Annotated in this window: 17 protein-coding genes; 3 read left to right on the forward strand and 14 right to left on the reverse strand. The window is 46.2% G+C overall.

Annotation, left to right across the window (positions count from 1 at the left end; genetic code table 11):
- From HY200_05615 to HY200_05625, 3 genes are all read left to right on the forward strand, one after another.
- The coding region (locus HY200_05615) for a hypothetical protein (protein ID MBI3594419.1) at nucleotides 1-306 on the forward strand (306 nt) is incomplete at its 5' end.
- Nucleotides 307-511: 205 nt separating this feature from the next.
- Nucleotides 512-1,846 (forward strand): cytosine permease, encoded by a 1,335-nt coding sequence (locus HY200_05620; protein MBI3594420.1) that lies wholly within the window; start codon nucleotides 512-514, stop codon nucleotides 1,844-1,846.
- 277 nt (nucleotides 1,847-2,123) lie between these two features.
- On the forward strand, nucleotides 2,124-2,351 hold the full coding sequence (locus tag HY200_05625) for a hypothetical protein (GenBank protein MBI3594421.1): 228 nt from the start codon (nucleotides 2,124-2,126) through the stop codon (nucleotides 2,349-2,351).
- 64 nt (nucleotides 2,352-2,415) lie between these two features.
- Here the strand turns inward: HY200_05625 and HY200_05630 are convergent, their stop codons facing one another.
- The 14 genes from HY200_05630 to HY200_05695 form a co-directional block, all read right to left on the reverse strand.
- Nucleotides 2,416-2,847, reverse strand: a complete 432-nt coding sequence (locus HY200_05630) for a SoxR reducing system RseC family protein (protein ID MBI3594422.1) — start codon at nucleotides 2,845-2,847, stop codon at nucleotides 2,416-2,418.
- Nucleotides 2,819-4,417: a citramalate synthase gene (locus HY200_05635; protein MBI3594423.1), complete on the reverse strand. Its 1,599-nt coding sequence runs from the start codon at nucleotides 4,415-4,417 to the stop codon at nucleotides 2,819-2,821. The genes HY200_05630 and HY200_05635 overlap by 29 nt, the downstream gene beginning before the upstream one ends.
- Before the next feature lie 43 nt (nucleotides 4,418-4,460).
- Nucleotides 4,461-5,693, reverse strand: a complete 1,233-nt coding sequence (locus tag HY200_05640; GenBank protein MBI3594424.1) for an aspartate kinase — start codon at nucleotides 5,691-5,693, stop codon at nucleotides 4,461-4,463.
- A 1-nt stretch (nucleotide 5,694) separates the two neighbouring features.
- A complete protein-coding gene (locus HY200_05645) occupies nucleotides 5,695-6,867 on the reverse strand; it encodes a hypothetical protein (protein ID MBI3594425.1) in 1,173 nt (390 codons plus the stop codon).
- Between the two features lie 20 nt (nucleotides 6,868-6,887).
- Nucleotides 6,888-7,949, reverse strand: a complete 1,062-nt coding sequence (locus HY200_05650; GenBank protein MBI3594426.1) for a threonine synthase — start codon at nucleotides 7,947-7,949, stop codon at nucleotides 6,888-6,890.
- The gene (locus tag HY200_05655) at nucleotides 7,950-9,299 is read right to left on the reverse strand and encodes a homoserine dehydrogenase (protein ID MBI3594427.1); all 1,350 of its coding nucleotides are present in this window, start codon (nucleotides 9,297-9,299) and stop codon (nucleotides 7,950-7,952) included.
- A complete protein-coding gene (locus tag HY200_05660) occupies nucleotides 9,296-10,414 on the reverse strand; it encodes an aminotransferase class I/II-fold pyridoxal phosphate-dependent enzyme (GenBank protein ID MBI3594428.1) in 1,119 nt (372 codons plus the stop codon). The genes HY200_05655 and HY200_05660 overlap by 4 nt, the downstream gene beginning before the upstream one ends.
- Before the next feature lie 113 nt (nucleotides 10,415-10,527).
- Nucleotides 10,528-10,899: a prepilin-type N-terminal cleavage/methylation domain-containing protein gene (locus tag HY200_05665; protein ID MBI3594429.1), complete on the reverse strand. Its 372-nt coding sequence runs from the start codon at nucleotides 10,897-10,899 to the stop codon at nucleotides 10,528-10,530.
- Between the two features lie 82 nt (nucleotides 10,900-10,981).
- On the reverse strand, nucleotides 10,982-11,722 hold the full coding sequence (locus HY200_05670; protein MBI3594430.1) for a septal ring lytic transglycosylase RlpA family protein: 741 nt from the start codon (nucleotides 11,720-11,722) through the stop codon (nucleotides 10,982-10,984).
- Nucleotides 11,723-11,831: 109 nt separating this feature from the next.
- On the reverse strand, nucleotides 11,832-12,236 hold the full coding sequence (locus tag HY200_05675) for a PilZ domain-containing protein (GenBank protein MBI3594431.1): 405 nt from the start codon (nucleotides 12,234-12,236) through the stop codon (nucleotides 11,832-11,834).
- A gap of 116 nt (nucleotides 12,237-12,352) precedes the next feature.
- Complete coding sequence (locus HY200_05680; protein MBI3594432.1) at nucleotides 12,353-13,573, reverse strand: hypothetical protein; 1,221 nt, start codon at nucleotides 13,571-13,573, stop codon at nucleotides 12,353-12,355.
- Between the two features lie 115 nt (nucleotides 13,574-13,688).
- The gene (gene recO, locus HY200_05685) at nucleotides 13,689-14,414 is read right to left on the reverse strand and encodes a DNA repair protein RecO (protein ID MBI3594433.1); all 726 of its coding nucleotides are present in this window, start codon (nucleotides 14,412-14,414) and stop codon (nucleotides 13,689-13,691) included.
- An 11-nt stretch (nucleotides 14,415-14,425) separates the two neighbouring features.
- Nucleotides 14,426-15,673: a divalent metal cation transporter gene (locus HY200_05690; GenBank protein ID MBI3594434.1), complete on the reverse strand. Its 1,248-nt coding sequence runs from the start codon at nucleotides 15,671-15,673 to the stop codon at nucleotides 14,426-14,428.
- Nucleotides 15,674-15,836: 163 nt separating this feature from the next.
- Nucleotides 15,837-15,945: CBS domain-containing protein (locus HY200_05695; protein ID MBI3594435.1), on the reverse strand; the 109-nt coding region annotated here is incomplete at its 5' end.

Raw genomic sequence — 15,945 nt, forward strand, 5'->3', positions numbered from 1 at the left:
ATCAGTTTTGAAGTGGGGAATAATAACCAGCTGGTTATTAATGCTACCTCTTATAACAAGGACGGCAAAAAAATTGCCCAGGTTGCAAAAAATGTCATGGTCATTAACGATAATAATGAAAATCAGATCGTGATCCAGCCAAACAATGTCAAAGTAAAACGCAAAAAGGATGGCGTAGTCCTTGTAGATGTCACGCTGGTCGATCCGAATACAGTCAAATTAAGAGGATTTTTCTGCGTCGGAAAGGATTATTTTATGGCCACGCCGGCCAAGATGATTCTTAATCCTCCCATCGGCAATTTCTGAGATTCAAGATCACCTTGAATTCGAGAAGCATTTTTCATGTAGTCGTCCTGTTCAATTCGGTTCCTTCCTCATTCAAACAGCTTATTTCCTCTGGAGAATTTCCCATTCCAAAATAATTTTAGATATTGCCCTATTGTAAATGCGCAATTCTTGTACTCCTAATTTATTTAATGTCCAGGCACCCATTGTGTCCCCGGGAAACAGTATGAAAAACTTTCGGATGGAAAAGACGCATCACTCCCTAATTCATGACGGCGTCGCTGAGCATGAACAGACTCTTATGCCGGGAAGGCCCTTCTGGGTCCTATTTGCCGCCAACCTTGGAATTGGAACATGGCTCATGGGCGTTTTGGTGGCAAAAATGGGTTTGGATTTCGCAAACGGCATGATGGTCCTCCTTCTTGGTAGTCTGATTGGCAGCATCCTGCCAGCCTGGACCGCGATAATCGGTCCCCTCTCTCAATTGTCTCAAATGGAATCCGGGCGACTTGCACTTGGCCAGGCAGGAAAAAAAGTGGCTGCTTTTTTAAACTGGGTCGGTGCGGTGGGTTGGGACGTCATTAATAATATTATTTCGACTTCGGCGGTGATTATCCTTTTTGGAATGGTCGGAATAGACATCCCTTTCTGGCTGGCCTTGGCAGGTTTGGTCATCAGCCAGACGATCTTGGGCATATACGGGCACCATCTGATTCAGGATGCCTCAAAATACACAGGAGCCTTGCTCGCGCTGTTTTTCGTAGTCATCGGTCTGATTGCGACAAAACAGGCCTCCGCCTTTTCCGTCCAGGATAAGCCGGCGAATATTAAAGAGATCCTGTCAGCCCTGGCTCTGATCACGATATATAACACGACCGGGTGGACTACTTTTACGGCAGACTACACAAGATATTTGCCCAAAAAAACAAAAAGTCGAACGGTATTTTTTGGAATTTATCTCGCATTGTTCTTCTCTCTGCTCCTGCTAGGATTCTTCGGCTTTATGACTGCTTCAACCGTGACGGAAGAAACTCCAGCGGGAGTGATGAAGGGACTGCAGAATCTCACCGGACATTTCTCACCGCTTGTTCTATTACTCGTTGGTTTTTCGGCGATACCTGCCAATGCGGTCAACGCAAATTCTGCGGCTTACAGCCTGATCTCTTCAGGTTTCAGATTTTCGCGGCCTCATGCCGCGCTCTTTAGCGGTATTGTCGGTTACATCGTCTGTCTCTTTGCGTCCCGCTCTTTTGTCGAGTTTTTTGAGAACTTTCTCCTTCTATTTGCCCACTGGATAGTACCTTGGGCGGCGATTATCCTGGTTCATTGGTATTGGGTCGGAAGGCACAATCAAAAGACTCCTTTAGGATTCACCAGGGGAGCCGTTCTGCTTGGCGTGGTTTCAATCGGCTCAATTCTTCTGTTCTCTTCCAATGCACTCTATACTGGACCCATTGCCGCTCGCCTTAATGGATTGGACATAGGTCCGTATGTCGGATTTATTGTAGCTGCCCTTACCTACCTGGGGCTCTTCGTGTTTTTTCCCGAAAAGAATCAATAGGCCACTTATAACTTAAACACCTGCAAGTCTTTGAAAAAGCGAACCGACAAAGACTGCGGATTAATCGAGTCATTGGACCTGTTTTAAATAAATACTTCGAACGGGCCGCAGGCGTTTCCTTCTTTTTACGAGTTGTATTCTTTGGTATCTACGTTAGGAATAAAATCGAGGTTTTCAGGTAAGACAAATCCGGTGATACTTTAAATTGGGCTTAAAACTATATTTTTAAAATGGATAAAGTTATCATGGAAAGTATACCCGAGCTTGAGAATATAAAATGAATAAAGATTTTAAACCTCCCATCAGACTTTGGGTCAGGAAATACAAAAGTAATGTTTTCATTTCACTCATTATTATGTTGGTTACCATCTTAATACTGGATGAAACAATTCTAAGGGACAGAACTTATTTTTTTAGAACCGGTATTAATTTCATCATTCTGGCTGTTTTCGGATTGGGTTGGATTGTCGTCTATTATGTCAAGCCCACCTGGTTTAAACACTAGCTGCTTATTCCAACGGTGGCCCCTGGCCGAATGAAATTGTGGCAGGAATTGGGATCAGATTCAGTCAGGTTTCCACTTCAATAACGACAGGGAGGTACTCCAGGCCTCTCTCAATCCTCGCGTTAAACCATTTAACGACAAAGAGGCTTAAAGCCAGACCGATCAGTGCGCCCATGGCCGAATAAAGCTGGCTATGAATCTTTTGATCCAAAAACATCGAAAGGATTTGCCCGATAATTGCTCCACCAATTAATGAAAGGAGCGGAAACCCGTAGACCCAAAAGGCAGGGTAGAGATAATTTGCCGGTTCAACGGCAACTTTCACTTTTTGACCGACGGTGACTCCGAACGGATCTTTTGCTCTCAGGATCATACGATTGCCATCGGGTTTGCAAATGTGAGTCGTTGGACAACCTTCACAAGCCTCCGTCCGCTCCATGGATATTAAGACCTGTCCCCCTTTTTGCTCAACTACGATTCCCTCTTCGATAACCATCGTTTTCTTCCTCTTTTAAAAGCTTGTACTCGATACTATCCACCAAAGCCTGCCAGCTTGCTTCGATGATATTTTCAGAAACTCCGACTGTTCCCCATTTGCCCTGTTCATCACCCGATTCAATGAGCACCCGCACTTTAGAGCGGGTCCCTCCTGTCGCGGCAAGCACTCTGACCTTATAATCCAGAAGTTTAACATGTTTCAATGCTGGATAAAACTTTTCTAATGCCTTTCTCAGACCATTGTCAAGCGCATTGACCGGGCCATTACCCAACGCGACCGTATGTTCCATGTCATGGCCGACTTTGAGTTGAATGCTCGCTTCGGATACCGTCTCTCCGTTCTCCATCTGTTTCTCAACAATGACCCGAAACTTGATTAATTCAAAAAACCTCTTATGCTTTCCTACCGCTTTTCGCATCAGGAGTTCAAAGGATCCTTCTGCCCCTTCAAACTGGAATCCCTGGCTTTCGAGTTCCTTTAAAGAGTGAAGAAGCTCCTGAAGTTCTTTACTTTTCTCGGAAATCTTAATCCCATAAACATTTGCCTTTTGCAGAAGATTGCTTTTTCCAGAATAGTCGGAAATCAGAAAACGTTGGCGATTTCCGACTCTTTGAGGCAGAACATGCTCATAAGTTTCTGATTTTTTTCGAACCGCATGAACGTGAATTCCTCCCTTGTGGGCAAATGCGCTCTCCCCGACATATGCCGCTTTCTTGTGATGAGGAAGATTTGCAATTTCACTCACGAACCGGGATACTTCGGAGAGTTTCTTCATCTGATCGTCTGAAATACATTCCACTTTCATCTTCAATTTCAAATTAGGAATCAACGAACAAAGATTCGCATTGCCGCACCGTTCGCCATAACCGTTGATCGTGCCCTGAACCTGTTTTGCGCCTAATTCCACTGCAACCAGCGCATTGGCAACCGCCGTTTCCGAATCATTGTGAGTATGAATGCCAAGAGGCGTCCGGATCTCCCCATCGACAACACGAAAGATCTCCCGAACTTCCCAGGACATCGTTCCGCCATTGGTATCGCAAAGGATGATGGTTTCCGCACCCGCTTCTTCCGCTTTTTTTAGTGTTTTTATGGCATATTCAGGGTTGGCTTTATAACCATCGAAGAAATGTTCCGCGTCATAAAATACCCGCTTCTTTTTTGAAACCAGATAGGCCACTGAATCAGAGATCAGTTCAAGATTTTTCTTTAAAGAGATATTTAGGGCTTCCTCGACATGAAGGTTCCAGCTCTTACCAAATATGGTAATCACGGGCGTTCCAGCCCTGATTAATTCCCTCAGGGTAGAATCTTTAGAAGGACGGTTTTGGGCCCTTCGGGTTGAGCCGAATGCGACAACCGTTGAATTCTTTAGAGAAAGCTTCTTGACCTCTTTAAAATAGTCAATATCTTTCGGATTGGCACCGGGCCATCCGCCCTCTATAAAGTGAACGCCCAGTTCATCAAGCTTTTGAGTAATCCTTAATTTATCCTCAACTAAAAAAGAGATATCCTCTGCCTGGGCACCATCCCTTAATGTGGTATCGTAAATTTCCACAAAACGCATCGATCCCGCTTACTCCCTAAAATTACACCCTTAAACCGGCAAGTTAAGATTTGGCCGCCAGCGCTTTTCCGAGACCAAAAACTTCATGCAACGACCTGACGGCCAGCTCCGTATATTTCGCGTCAATCACGCAAGAGATTTTAATTTCGGATGTGCTGATCATCATGATATTAATCCCCTCTTTTGCAAGCGTCTCAAACATCTTGGCAGCGACCCCCGAGTGCGAACGCATGCCTACACCCACAATGGAAACCTTTGCGATATCTTCTTTGATCTGAAGATCTCCGGTACCGATCTCTTTTGCAATTTTGTTGACGATCACAACCGCCTCTTTCAGATCTCCTCTGGGGACCGTAAAAGAAATGTCCGTCGATCCATCCTGGCTGACATTCTGTATGATCATATCGACGATAATGTTGGCCCCGGCGATATCGCCAAATATTTTGGAGGCAATACCCGGCCGGTCGGGGACCCCCGTCATCGTGACTTTCGACTGATTTTTATCAAACGCAATTCCAGATACAACGACCTGTTCCATCGATCGATCCTCCCGGGTTACCCATGTTCCGCTCTTATTATTAAAACTTGAGCTGACCAGCACGGGGACATTATATTTCATTGCAAACTCAACAGACCGGGTCTGAAGGACTTTGGCCCCAAGACTGGCAAATTCCAGCATCTCTTCATAGGAGACTTTTTCCAATTTTCTCGCCGAATGACAAATATTCGGATCGGTTGTATAAATACCGTCGACATCTGTATAAATGATACATGAATCCGCATTGAGTGCCGCGGCCAACGCGACCGCGGTCGTGTCGGACCCTCCCCGGCCAAGGGTCGTCACATCCGAGCGTTCATTTATTCCCTGAAAACCTGCAACCACAGGTATCACTCCCTCCTTAAGAGCTTCGAGTAACCGGTCCCCGGCGATCTTCTCAATTCGGGCTTTGGTATGAACATTGTCGGTCAGGATTCCGACCTGCCTTCCGGTAAACGATTTGGATTTAAGTCCCAAATCCAAAAGAGCCATAGCAAGAAGCGCAATGGTAACCCTTTCCCCGGTGGAGAGGAGCATATCCATTTCTCTCTCATTCGGAGATGCCGAAATCTGATTTGCCAATTTCAAAAGCCGGTCGGTTTCTCCGCTCATGGCCGAAACCACGACGACGATATCATCTCCTGTTTCTTTTGCGGCTGCAACTCTTTTTGCGACGTTCTTGATGCGGTCCACTGATCCAACGGAGGTGCCTCCATATTTATGGATGACTAATGCCATTCTATTTCCACTCCCCTCCATGAATAAATCGAGGCATGAGTTGCCAAGACTCCTTGAGCGTCAGCCCGGATTTCTTACTGATTCCCGGGGAGGCGATCAGAAAAAACACCTCTTTTTCAATCGGAATATGGGAGCTTTTCCTCGGGAATCGTTTCAATCCGGCACTTTCTATGAACAAGAACCTCCAGTTCCCCTCTTTTTCCAGAATATCAAGGACAGGAGCCAGAAAACAGTCGTTAAATGCCGGGACGAAAGTACCTTGATCATTTTTTCCTGACGAAATATGGACAAAAACAAAATCTTCAGCACTTAAGCTTTTTACCACCCCTTTGGATAGCGCAGTGAGGCGATCCTTCAGCGGTTTTTCTTCAGTTCCGGTAATTTCAACTGAAGTCAGTCCCGTCAGATTTGCCAACCCGTGAATCACAGCATCCTCGGCAATAACGGCACCTCTTAAATTATATCGTTCTTCCCAGGTCGCCAATTCGATCGCCTTTCCAGGTCTGGACAGCCAGATTCCGTTTAGAGGGGATTTCTCCTGAGCAATCCGCTCTTCATTCAAAGGATGCTGTTGAAGAAACTGGCTTGCGACCTCCATACAGCGGGTAAGAATATTTCCGCCCTCACCTTTGGGAAGGGAGGAAAAGATGGATTGACCGGAAATTTCTTCTGTCGAGACAGTCTGAATTTTGGATTTTCCTCCAACCCAGACCATCAGATGCGAAAAATTACTGACAGGATAGAAAACAATTGATTCGGTTCCAAGCTGTTCATTAATTTCCCGAATCAGTTCTTTTCCTAACTCATCATCGGCCCGATCAGAAGGCGCCATCTCCAAGGCTATTTTGGGGCCGAATTTCTGGAAATAGTAACCTTCCTGCGCATGTTTGAGCGTCACCAGGTCACAGCAGAAAGCGACATCCTCCTTTTCGAGATGGATACCCGCCCTGGCGGCCAGGATAGAACCTTCGCCGTTATAACATTGATTCGGATCGTAGCCCAGGATCGGAAGGATTGAAATAAATTCGTCTTGCGTGGGAAGAGTCGTTTGGAGTTGAACCCGACCTGACCAGCCTTCATCCGCCAACCGCTTCAGGCGGGAAGAGTCTTTATGAAGGTTCGTATTGGACGGGGAATCTTCGGGTCCGCTGACCCAGAGAGCCAGATATTTCATATTTTCAGGAATCCTTCAATCTAATAGCCTAGTACTTTCACGACGTCGTCAAAATTGGCCTGAACCGTCGTCGGTTTCTGGGCAGAGGTCATGGCCATATCCGGGTCCTTCAAGCCGTGTCCCGTCAAGGTACATACGACCACGTCTCCCTCTTTCAATTGACCGCTCTTGTGCAATTTCAAAACGCCCGCAAAAGATGCGGCTGACGCAGGTTCGCAGAATACACCCTCCTTGCCCGCGATCAGACGGTAGGCATCGACAATTTCATCGTCTGTCACCAAATTAATCTCCCCTTTCGATTCTTTAATCGCCTGGAGAGCGGGTTGCCAGCTCGCGGGATTCCCGATTCGGATCGCTGTAGCAATGGTCTTAGGTTTTTGAATCACTCTCCCCATGACTATCGGCGCGGCACCGGCAGCCTGGAATCCGATCATTTTAGGGAGCTGGCTAATTTTCCCTTTGGCAAAATATTCTTTATATCCTTTCCAGTAAGCGGTGATATTGCCGGCATTTCCGACCGGAAGAAAATGATGGGTCGGAGGATCTCTCAATTGATCGCAAACCTCAAATGCCCCCGTTTTTTGACCTTCAATCCGATAGGGATTGATCGAATTAACCAGCGTAATTGCATATTTTTCAGAAATCTGTTTCACAATGCTCAACGCCTCATCAAAGTTTCCTTTGACCTGGACCACAATCGAACGATGCATCATCGCCTGGGCAAGTTTTCCAAGCGCGATTTTCCCTTCCGGAATGAGAACATAGACCTTGATCCCTGCCCTTGCACCGTAAGCGGCGGCAGAAGCGGAAGTATTTCCCGTGGAAGCACAAATAACCGCTTTGGATCCAGCTTCCACGGCCTTTGAAATGGCCAGAGTCATCCCACGGTCTTTAAATGAACCGGTCGGATTCGAGCCTTCAAATTTCAGATAGAGTTCAATCGGGAGTCTTAAATGCCGCGTCAAATTATAACATCGGATGAGCGGCGTGTTTCCTTCATTGAGCGTCACAACCGGCGTGTTCTCAGTAACGGGAAGAAACTCCTTGTATTCCTGAATGAGGCCCTTCCATGCTTGTTTCACTTAAGTTTCTTCTCCTTCCACCCGGATGAGCAACGGTTTTTCAGAAACATAGGGATGTTCGTCTATTTTTTCGAGAGCCAGCCGGATATTTTTACCGAGGCACCGATGCGTCATCATCACCACCGGAACCGTCTCCCCCGCAAGACGTCCTTTTTGTATCACCGCGGAGATACTAATCTGATGTTCCCCTAAAATTCCCGAAATATGGGAAAGAACACCCGGATTGTCCAATACCATGAATCGAATATAATAGAAACTTTCTATTTCATCAATACTCTTGATTCGAATGGGCATTCTCTCTTCGGGCAGAAACGACATGAGCGGCACTCTCGTTCTTAGGGGTTTTTGCTCTTCTAAGGAAGACAATTGCATGATATTCCTTGAAATATCGATCAAATCGCTGACGACGGCGCTTCCGGTGGGCATATCTCCCGCACCCCGGCCGTAATACATGGACTTCCCGACTGCATTTCCAACCAGGTATATGGCATTGAAAACGCCGTTGACAGACGCAATCATTTCGTTCTCCGGTACCATCGTGGGGTGGACTCTTGCTTCAACTTCGTCCCCTTTTTTCTTGGCAATTCCGAGGAGCTTTATTTTAAATCCAAATTCTCTCGCATACTCGATATCAAGCGGCGTAATCTGGGTAATTCCTTCAGTATAGATATCCTTGAAGTTTACGGGAGTTCCAAATGCAAGGGAGACCAAAATAGAAAGCTTGTGGGCCGAATCAATCCCTTGAATATCAAAGGTGGGATCCGCCTCTGCGTAACCCAGCCGTTGTGCTTCTGCCAAGACGGTTTCAAACGAGAGTCTCTCTTCCGTCATTTTGGTCAAAATATAGTTGGAGGTTCCGTTAATAATTCCGTAAAAAGATTCAATCTGGTTCGCTGCGAGCCCTTCTTTTATTATCCGGATAATGGGAATTCCTCCGGCGACGCTCCCTTCAAAACCAATGTCGAGACCCATTTTGTTGGCCGCGGCGTAAAGCTCCTCGCCATATTCCGCCAGAAGGGCTTTATTGGCGGTGACAACATGCTTTTTATTTTTAAGTGCGCTTAGCAAGATTGTCTTCGCCGGTTCAAATCCACCGATCAATTCAACCACAATATCGACTCCCGGATCATCTACGACTTTTCTGAAATCGGTTACGAAGGAAATTTTAGAATGGGGAAGGAGACTCTTTTTTCTCTGATCCATGTCGGCCACCATCGAAAGTTCGATTGGAGCACCGACTCTTTTTTGAATCAAGGCACTATTCTCATGAAGAATTCGGGCCACTCCCAATCCAACTGTTCCAAGTCCGATCAGTCCGACCCTGATTTTGTCTCTGGCGAGGGCTTTCATGATTTTTGTTTCAGCACCTTTTTAATTCCGGCGATTGCCTGTCGCGTTCTATGTTCATTTTCAACCAATGCAAAACGCAAATAACCCTCACCCATTTCTCCAAAACCCACACCTGGCGTTACGGCAACTTTGGCCTTCTGTAAGAGGACCTTTGAAAATTCAAGGGATCCCATCTTTCTAAACGGTTCCGGTATCGGCGCCCATACAAACATGGTGGCCAGCGGCATATCTACTTTCCAGCCAATCCGGTTTAGGCCCTTGACCAGTACATTTCGTCTCTTTTGGTAAGTTTCAATGACCTCTTTCACACATTCCTGTGGTCCGTTCAAAGCGATAATACTCGCAATTTGTATCGGCTGAAAAATGCCGTAATCGAGATAGCTCTTCATCTTCGCCAGCGCTCCAATAATCTCGCGGTTTCCGACACAGAAGCCAACCCGCCATCCCGGCATATTGTAACTTTTGGAAAGAGTATAAAACTCTACTCCAACATCTTTTGCCCCCGCCACCTGCAAGAAACTGGGGGCCTTGTATCCATCAAAAACCAGATCCGCATAGGCCAGGTCATGTATCACGATGAGATCCTGCTTTTTGGCAAACTGGACTACTTTCTCAAAAAACGGGAGATCGACGACCGCCGTGGTCGGATTGTGAGGGAAATTCAGAATGAGGATTTTAGGCTTGCTCTCTGCCGCTTCATAGGCGGATTCCAGTGTGGCAAAAAAGTCATCCCCTGGCCGAAGTGGAAATTGCAAGATTTTGGCACCCGCAATGATCATGCTATAGGCATGAATCGCGTAAGTGGGGCCCGGAATCATGACCGTTTCACCCGGTTCAACAATGGCAAGCGCCAGATGTGAAATCCCCTCTTTCGAGCCGATTGTCACGATCGCTTCGGTTTCAGGATCCAGCGTGACGCCATATAGCCGTTGATACCAGTCGGTGATGGCCTTCCTTAATTTCGGGATCCCTTTGGAAAGCGAATACCGATGATTTCGCGGATCCTTTACCGCTTCGACCATCTTTTCTACAATATGTTCCGGAGTCGGCATATCGGGGTTTCCCATCCCGAAATCAATAATATCCTCTCCTCTTCTTCTTGCCTCCACTTTCATGGCAGTAACCGTACTCAGGACATAGGGAGGAAGCTGATTAATTCTATAAAAGTTTCGCAATTTCTGCCCTTTTCATCATGTTTTCCATACTGGCACGAGTGGGATCACCTACATCACCAGATATTGTAAGGTGTGCCGTCCAGCCCTACGAGATCGCTTCCGCTATGCAGGTCGTGGATGCCACCTTCCTCGCCTTCGGCCTGAATTTCTACCCAGCTGTCGGAAGAAAGCGTAAAGGGATCCCTCGGAATAGATCGAATATATTCCCCTTCCACAAGAGATCGAAGCGACGAAGGATATTTTCCATGATCCGCATAATATTGATCGATCACATCCCGAATGGTAAAAAGATCTTTCTTAAGGACCGCTTCATTCGCGGTGACTGTGGCCGATTTATAAGAAGGAGCCGCTACAGAAAGGAGAATTCCAATGATCGTGATGACAATCATCAACTCGATCAATGTAAAGCCTTCCGTCCTTAACACTGGATTCCTGACTAATTTTTTCTTCACCCGAACCTTTCGATCGCTCGACTTTCCCTAAAATGAAACCAAAATCTGATCCGGATCAAGGATCCTGGCGAAGAACAAACGGGGAAACCCCTTCTTCTCTCGCAATCAATCCGGCGTTCCGGTCCGCTTCGCTCGCACTCTTAAATTGTCCCAATCTTACCCGGTAGACCATTCCGCCGGGCGTTTCAAAAGAAAAGATACGAACAGGCAGTCTAAACTGATTTTGAAGTTTATTTTGAAATAATATCGCATTCTCTTTTATTGAAAATGCCCCCACTTGAAGCGTGTAATATGCACGATCATCCGTGAGTGGCATCCGGACTACCTTGAATTTTACCTCCGCGGTCCCTTTTTGAACAATGTCAAGAGCAGAGGCCGCGCCATACGATAGATCCAGAATTCTCCCGGCCACAAAGGGTCCACGATCGTTGACCTTGACGACAACGGATTTTGAATTATCCATCGAAACAACTTTTATTAGGGTCCCGAGAGGAAGAGTCCGGTGGGCGGCAGAAAGTCCATACATGTCATAGGTTTCGCCATTACTTGTTTTTCTTCCATGAAACTCCTTGCCATACCAGGAGGCGATACCTCGACACCAGTCAGTGTCCGGAGAAAGCTGACACTGGGCGGGTTCTACCGCAGTTCTAATTGGACGCGAAGAAAAGCAACTTGAAAGAAACAACACCGCAAGTAAGATGAATCCGGATGTTTTTTTCAAGCGATCTTGATGACCTTTTTTTTGCAGCGGTAACAATAACTCTTTGCATTGAGGATTCCACCGCAGGTGGGGCAGATATCAAGGCGCCTTTCACCGCCGCGTCTTTCCGATCCCCGACGTTCCAGATTCCGCCGTTCGTCAAAAGCACGCCTTTCGCTGGAACGATTACGATTTTCGGAATCTCTCACCTTTTAGATCCCTTTTTTCCTTTATCCGCGGGTTCTGACAACTTTTCAATGGCACGCTTTTTGCCATCTTCCAGATCCAGAAACCGGACACCGACACCCTGAGAAATAATACCATCTTTCATGATTTCCCGTTTCCAGACCACTTCACCTGTACAAGAGACTTTGGTCTTATTGTCAGGAAGCATCATTTCGATCGGTATTCGATCGCCCACTCTCAAATTGCTCTCCGTGGTCAGAGAAAGCCCCCCTTCGCTGATATCATTCGCGTAGGCGAGAAAGAGACGATTGGCCTGTTTACCCTTTACTTCCATGACAACAAGCGGGATGCGTTGAGACTGCCTTCGTTCCATCATTTCAGATTTAAGACTGGAAGCATTCTTCGCAGATTTAGAATCTTTCATGGATCTCCTTCAATTCAAAAAGATTTTCGGGTTTGTTTCTAAAGCAAATAATAACAACTTTAGAAAAAAGGGTCAACGAAAATGGGGGAGAAAATTCGTTTTTGAAGAGGTTTAAGTTATAGGTTCGTTGCGCAATCCGAAATCCCCGCGGTCAAGATTCCTCCAAAAATAAAAATAACATTTCCTGAAGATGTCGCGGAAAAGCAAAGAACGGGCTTGGGAAGGAGCGATGATGCACTCCAGGACAAAAGACCGGTAGAGGCGGGAGACGAATAAATGTTCTGCACAATCGTTTCCGCTGTATTCAACGAACCGGAAACCCCGCCAATTAAGTAGATTTGATTATTGTCCTGCAAATACAGGCTGACCGCTTTACTGACGCCTCCGAAAGGGAGCGGGTAACCGTTGCAGGGAGAAAGTGAACAGGTGACCGATGTTCCGAGAACATCAAAAATAAACGCAGTATCGGAGTTTCTTTTTCCATCCCATCCTCCAAATACAGCGATCTGATTCGTTGGAAGAGCAACTGCCGCAGGAGTGAAGAGCTTCTTGGGCATGGTATATCGGGTAACAGAGGTCGTCGAAAATGTCGCCGAGATGAGATTATACCCATAAATCTTGTCTGAAAAAACCGTCGTCTGAGATCCAACGCAATTTGGACTGCAGGTTGTAAAGTCCGGAAGGCCTGATTCTAATCCCCCGATCACAAACAGGGCATCTCCTGAAACTACCGACGCCTGACCGGTTTCTTCAACCGGGAGGTCTCCAACCCAGGTCCATTGACTTAAAAGGGGAACCGGGGGAATCGACTTATCCATCGTAATGGTGGCCCGGTAAATTGCTTTCTGAAATCCACCTGTGCTTATTCCTCCGATCACATAAATATTGTTATTATAAATGACTGTAGAATGACCTCTTATATTGGGCAAATTATTTGAGTTGTCGACGACCCATGGCGTGAGCAAGCCTGCACTGTTGATCAAACTCCGGTACACAGTATTGACATTGATCGGATCCGTCGCCAGGAGAGGATCATAGTAGGCTCCACCAATGACATAGACAAAGGATTGTCTTGAATTAGGATCCGTGTAAGTGGCCGCCGTCGACTGAAAGAGCGGCTGAGGAAGCGTCACCGGAGAGACCGAAACCGAGGAAAGCGGTGAACCTCCCCCACCTCCTGATACAGGCGACGTCTGAACTACAATGATTTGATCAGTTGAAGACTGCTGGACTGAGGGTGTGTCCTGCGTTTTTCCTCCACAGCTTAGCAGGATATTTATGAAGAACGTAGCAATCAAAAATCCGTAGACGTTTTTTGGACGCAAAAATAGCTTCATTACCATTTATATAAAGCAAAAAACAGACCCGAATTGCAAGATGATTTATCGAGATTTAACCTGTTGATATTGCTTAACTATTTTATGCTTGTCTCAAAGGGAACCGAAATCTTGATTATATGGAAGGAAGTTTTTTACCCAAGAGGTGAAAAATAAAGACGTCAATGAGGTGGCTGATCTCTTGAATGACCTCTTCTGTCGGCTTGATTCGCAAGATCAAATCGTGATCCATTTTGAATGTCTGCTTTAAAATGGCCAACGCAGGCAGCGAAACCGGAAACGAATAAGAGGGATTTTGAGAAGCACATGCTAAACAGACCATGCCCCCCAAAAATGGAGAAAGTTGCCCATCCTGATTCGTCCCGTGACATTTAACGCACCGATCCAGGAAGAGTTCATATCCGGAATAACCCAGAAGTTTCAATTTATAGAGGTGGATCGCACCCACCGAGACATCATCGGATTTGATCTGATTTAACAGAGTCAGAAACAGACTAAAAATTGACGCGCAGGGATCCCCTTCCGGAGACAATGATTCAACACAGATCGAAAAATGAGCCGTCTGAAGTATTTTATCATAATCACATCTGATTCTTTGGAACGATTCAATAATGTCGGACTGAAAAAGCCGGTACAAGAAGCGTGAATTCTTATCGTATATGACAAGCCGTCCATAGGTGAACGGCTCCAAAGAGCTCCCATATTTATTTTTGAGTTTTCGAGCCCCTTTGGCGACTGCTTTGATTTTGCCCAGCTTATGCGAATAAAAGGTCACTAATTTGTCGGCCTCCCCCAGTCTGAGCGAGTTGAGAACGATTGCTTCGGTTTCGATCAGCGGCACGGAAAATTCCTTTAAAATCCGAATTGCGTTGGAAAATGAGACAACAACAGGATGAACGAAAGAAGGATGGTCAAAACGATCAAAATAGTGATTGTGATCCAGGCAATCACGTTAAAAGTCCTTGAATTGACATAACTCCCCATCAAATTTGGATCGTTAATCAGATAGATCATAAAAATGAGTACAAATGGAAGCATGATCCCGTTCGCAACCTGGGAGAGAAACATGATCTTTAACAATGGCGCGTTCGGAACTAGGATGGAAACGGCACCGATCACAATCAATCCGGTGTAAAGCCACATAAATTGCGGGGCCTCTTTAAATGTCTTGTTGACCCCTGCCTCCCAGCCAAATCCCTCGCAAATATAGTATGCCGTCGCAAGCGGGAGAATCGAGGCGGCAAAGAGTGAGGCATTCGCCAATCCAAAGGCAAACAGTTCTGCGGCGAATTTTCCCGCCAGGGGAGCCAGAGCCATGGCGGCATCTTTCGCAGTTTCCACCCGGATCTGGTTCTGAAATAAGGTGGCGGCACAGGCGACAATAATAAAAAATGCGACCACATCGGTAAAAATACAACCCACAATCACGTCGAGCCTTGAAATCTTGTATTGATGAATATCGATCCCTTTTTCGACGATTGCCGACTGGAGATAAAACTGCATCCAGGGAGCGATGGTGGTTCCGATTACTCCGATTAACATGATCAGATAGTCGGCCTTGAAGGATATTTGAGGAACAACCGTTTGAATAAGAATCGATTTCCAGGGTGGATGGGCTAGCCAGCCGGAAACAATGTAAGTAAAATAAATTGTGCAGGCAATCAGAAAAATTTTTTCAACCGTTCGATAGCTTCCTTTGACGACCAGCCACCAGATTAATATTGCCCCCACCGGCACGGAAATATATTTATTCACGCCAAATATTTCCATCGCGGCGGCCCATCCAGCAAATTCCGCGACCGTATTCCCGAGGTCAGTGATCAGGAGTAAAATCATTAAATAAAAGGTCACTCGAATGCCGTAATTCTCACGGATCAGATCGGCAAGTCCCTTACCTGTAACGGCCCCCATTCGGGCGGACATTTCCTGAATGATAATGAGCGCAATAGTAATGGGGATTAATGCCCAGAGAAGGGAATAACCAAAATGAGCTCCGGCGAGTGAATACGTGGTAATCCCGCCTGCATCATTATCCACATTCGCCGTGATGATTCCAGGACCTATGACCGATAAAAATAACAGTATTCGTCTTCTAATGATCCACCTGGATTAATATGGGCATTTAAGTATTATTAAGTAGACTGCTCAAAAAGGCTCAATGGCAAGGCCGCAGAATCGAGGCGACGGAGGCGTATGGAGTTATACGTTGACGATGCCGAGATTCGAGAACGAAGCAAGTGAACTTTTTTCAGAAGTCTGATTTCTACTTGTTGCCGGGATAGTGCGAGATTAAAAGATCCACCACATCATCGACCGTCACAATACCCAGCAGCTTTTTTTCGTCATCCAGCACGGGAACGGCCAGGAGATTA

This window comes from Nitrospirota bacterium (genome assembly GCA_016194305.1).
Lineage (GTDB): Bacteria > Nitrospirota > Nitrospiria > JACQBW01 > JACQBW01 > JACQBW01.

Excerpts from the sequence above, each read along its gene's own strand:
- HY200_05620 (MBI3594420.1), top strand. The coding sequence starts at position 512 with ATGAAAAACTTTCGGATGGAAAAGACGCATCACTCCCTAATTCATGAC.
- HY200_05625 (MBI3594421.1), top strand. The coding sequence starts at position 2,124 with ATGAATAAAGATTTTAAACCTCCCATCAGACTTTGGGTCAGGAAATAC.
- HY200_05630 (MBI3594422.1), bottom strand. The coding sequence starts at position 2,847 with ATGGTTATCGAAGAGGGAATCGTAGTTGAGCAAAAAGGGGGACAGGTC.
- HY200_05635 (MBI3594423.1), bottom strand. The coding sequence starts at position 4,417 with ATGCGTTTTGTGGAAATTTACGATACCACATTAAGGGATGGTGCCCAG.
- HY200_05640 (MBI3594424.1), bottom strand. The coding sequence starts at position 5,693 with ATGGCATTAGTCATCCATAAATATGGAGGCACCTCCGTTGGATCAGTG.
- HY200_05645 (MBI3594425.1), bottom strand. The coding sequence starts at position 6,867 with ATGAAATATCTGGCTCTCTGGGTCAGCGGACCCGAAGATTCCCCGTCC.
- HY200_05655 (MBI3594427.1), bottom strand. The coding sequence starts at position 9,299 with ATGAAAGCCCTCGCCAGAGACAAAATCAGGGTCGGACTGATCGGACTT.
- HY200_05660 (MBI3594428.1), bottom strand. The coding sequence starts at position 10,414 with ATGAAAGTGGAGGCAAGAAGAAGAGGAGAGGATATTATTGATTTCGGG.
- HY200_05675 (MBI3594431.1), bottom strand. The coding sequence starts at position 12,236 with ATGAAAGATTCTAAATCTGCGAAGAATGCTTCCAGTCTTAAATCTGAA.
- HY200_05680 (MBI3594432.1), bottom strand. The coding sequence starts at position 13,573 with ATGAAGCTATTTTTGCGTCCAAAAAACGTCTACGGATTTTTGATTGCT.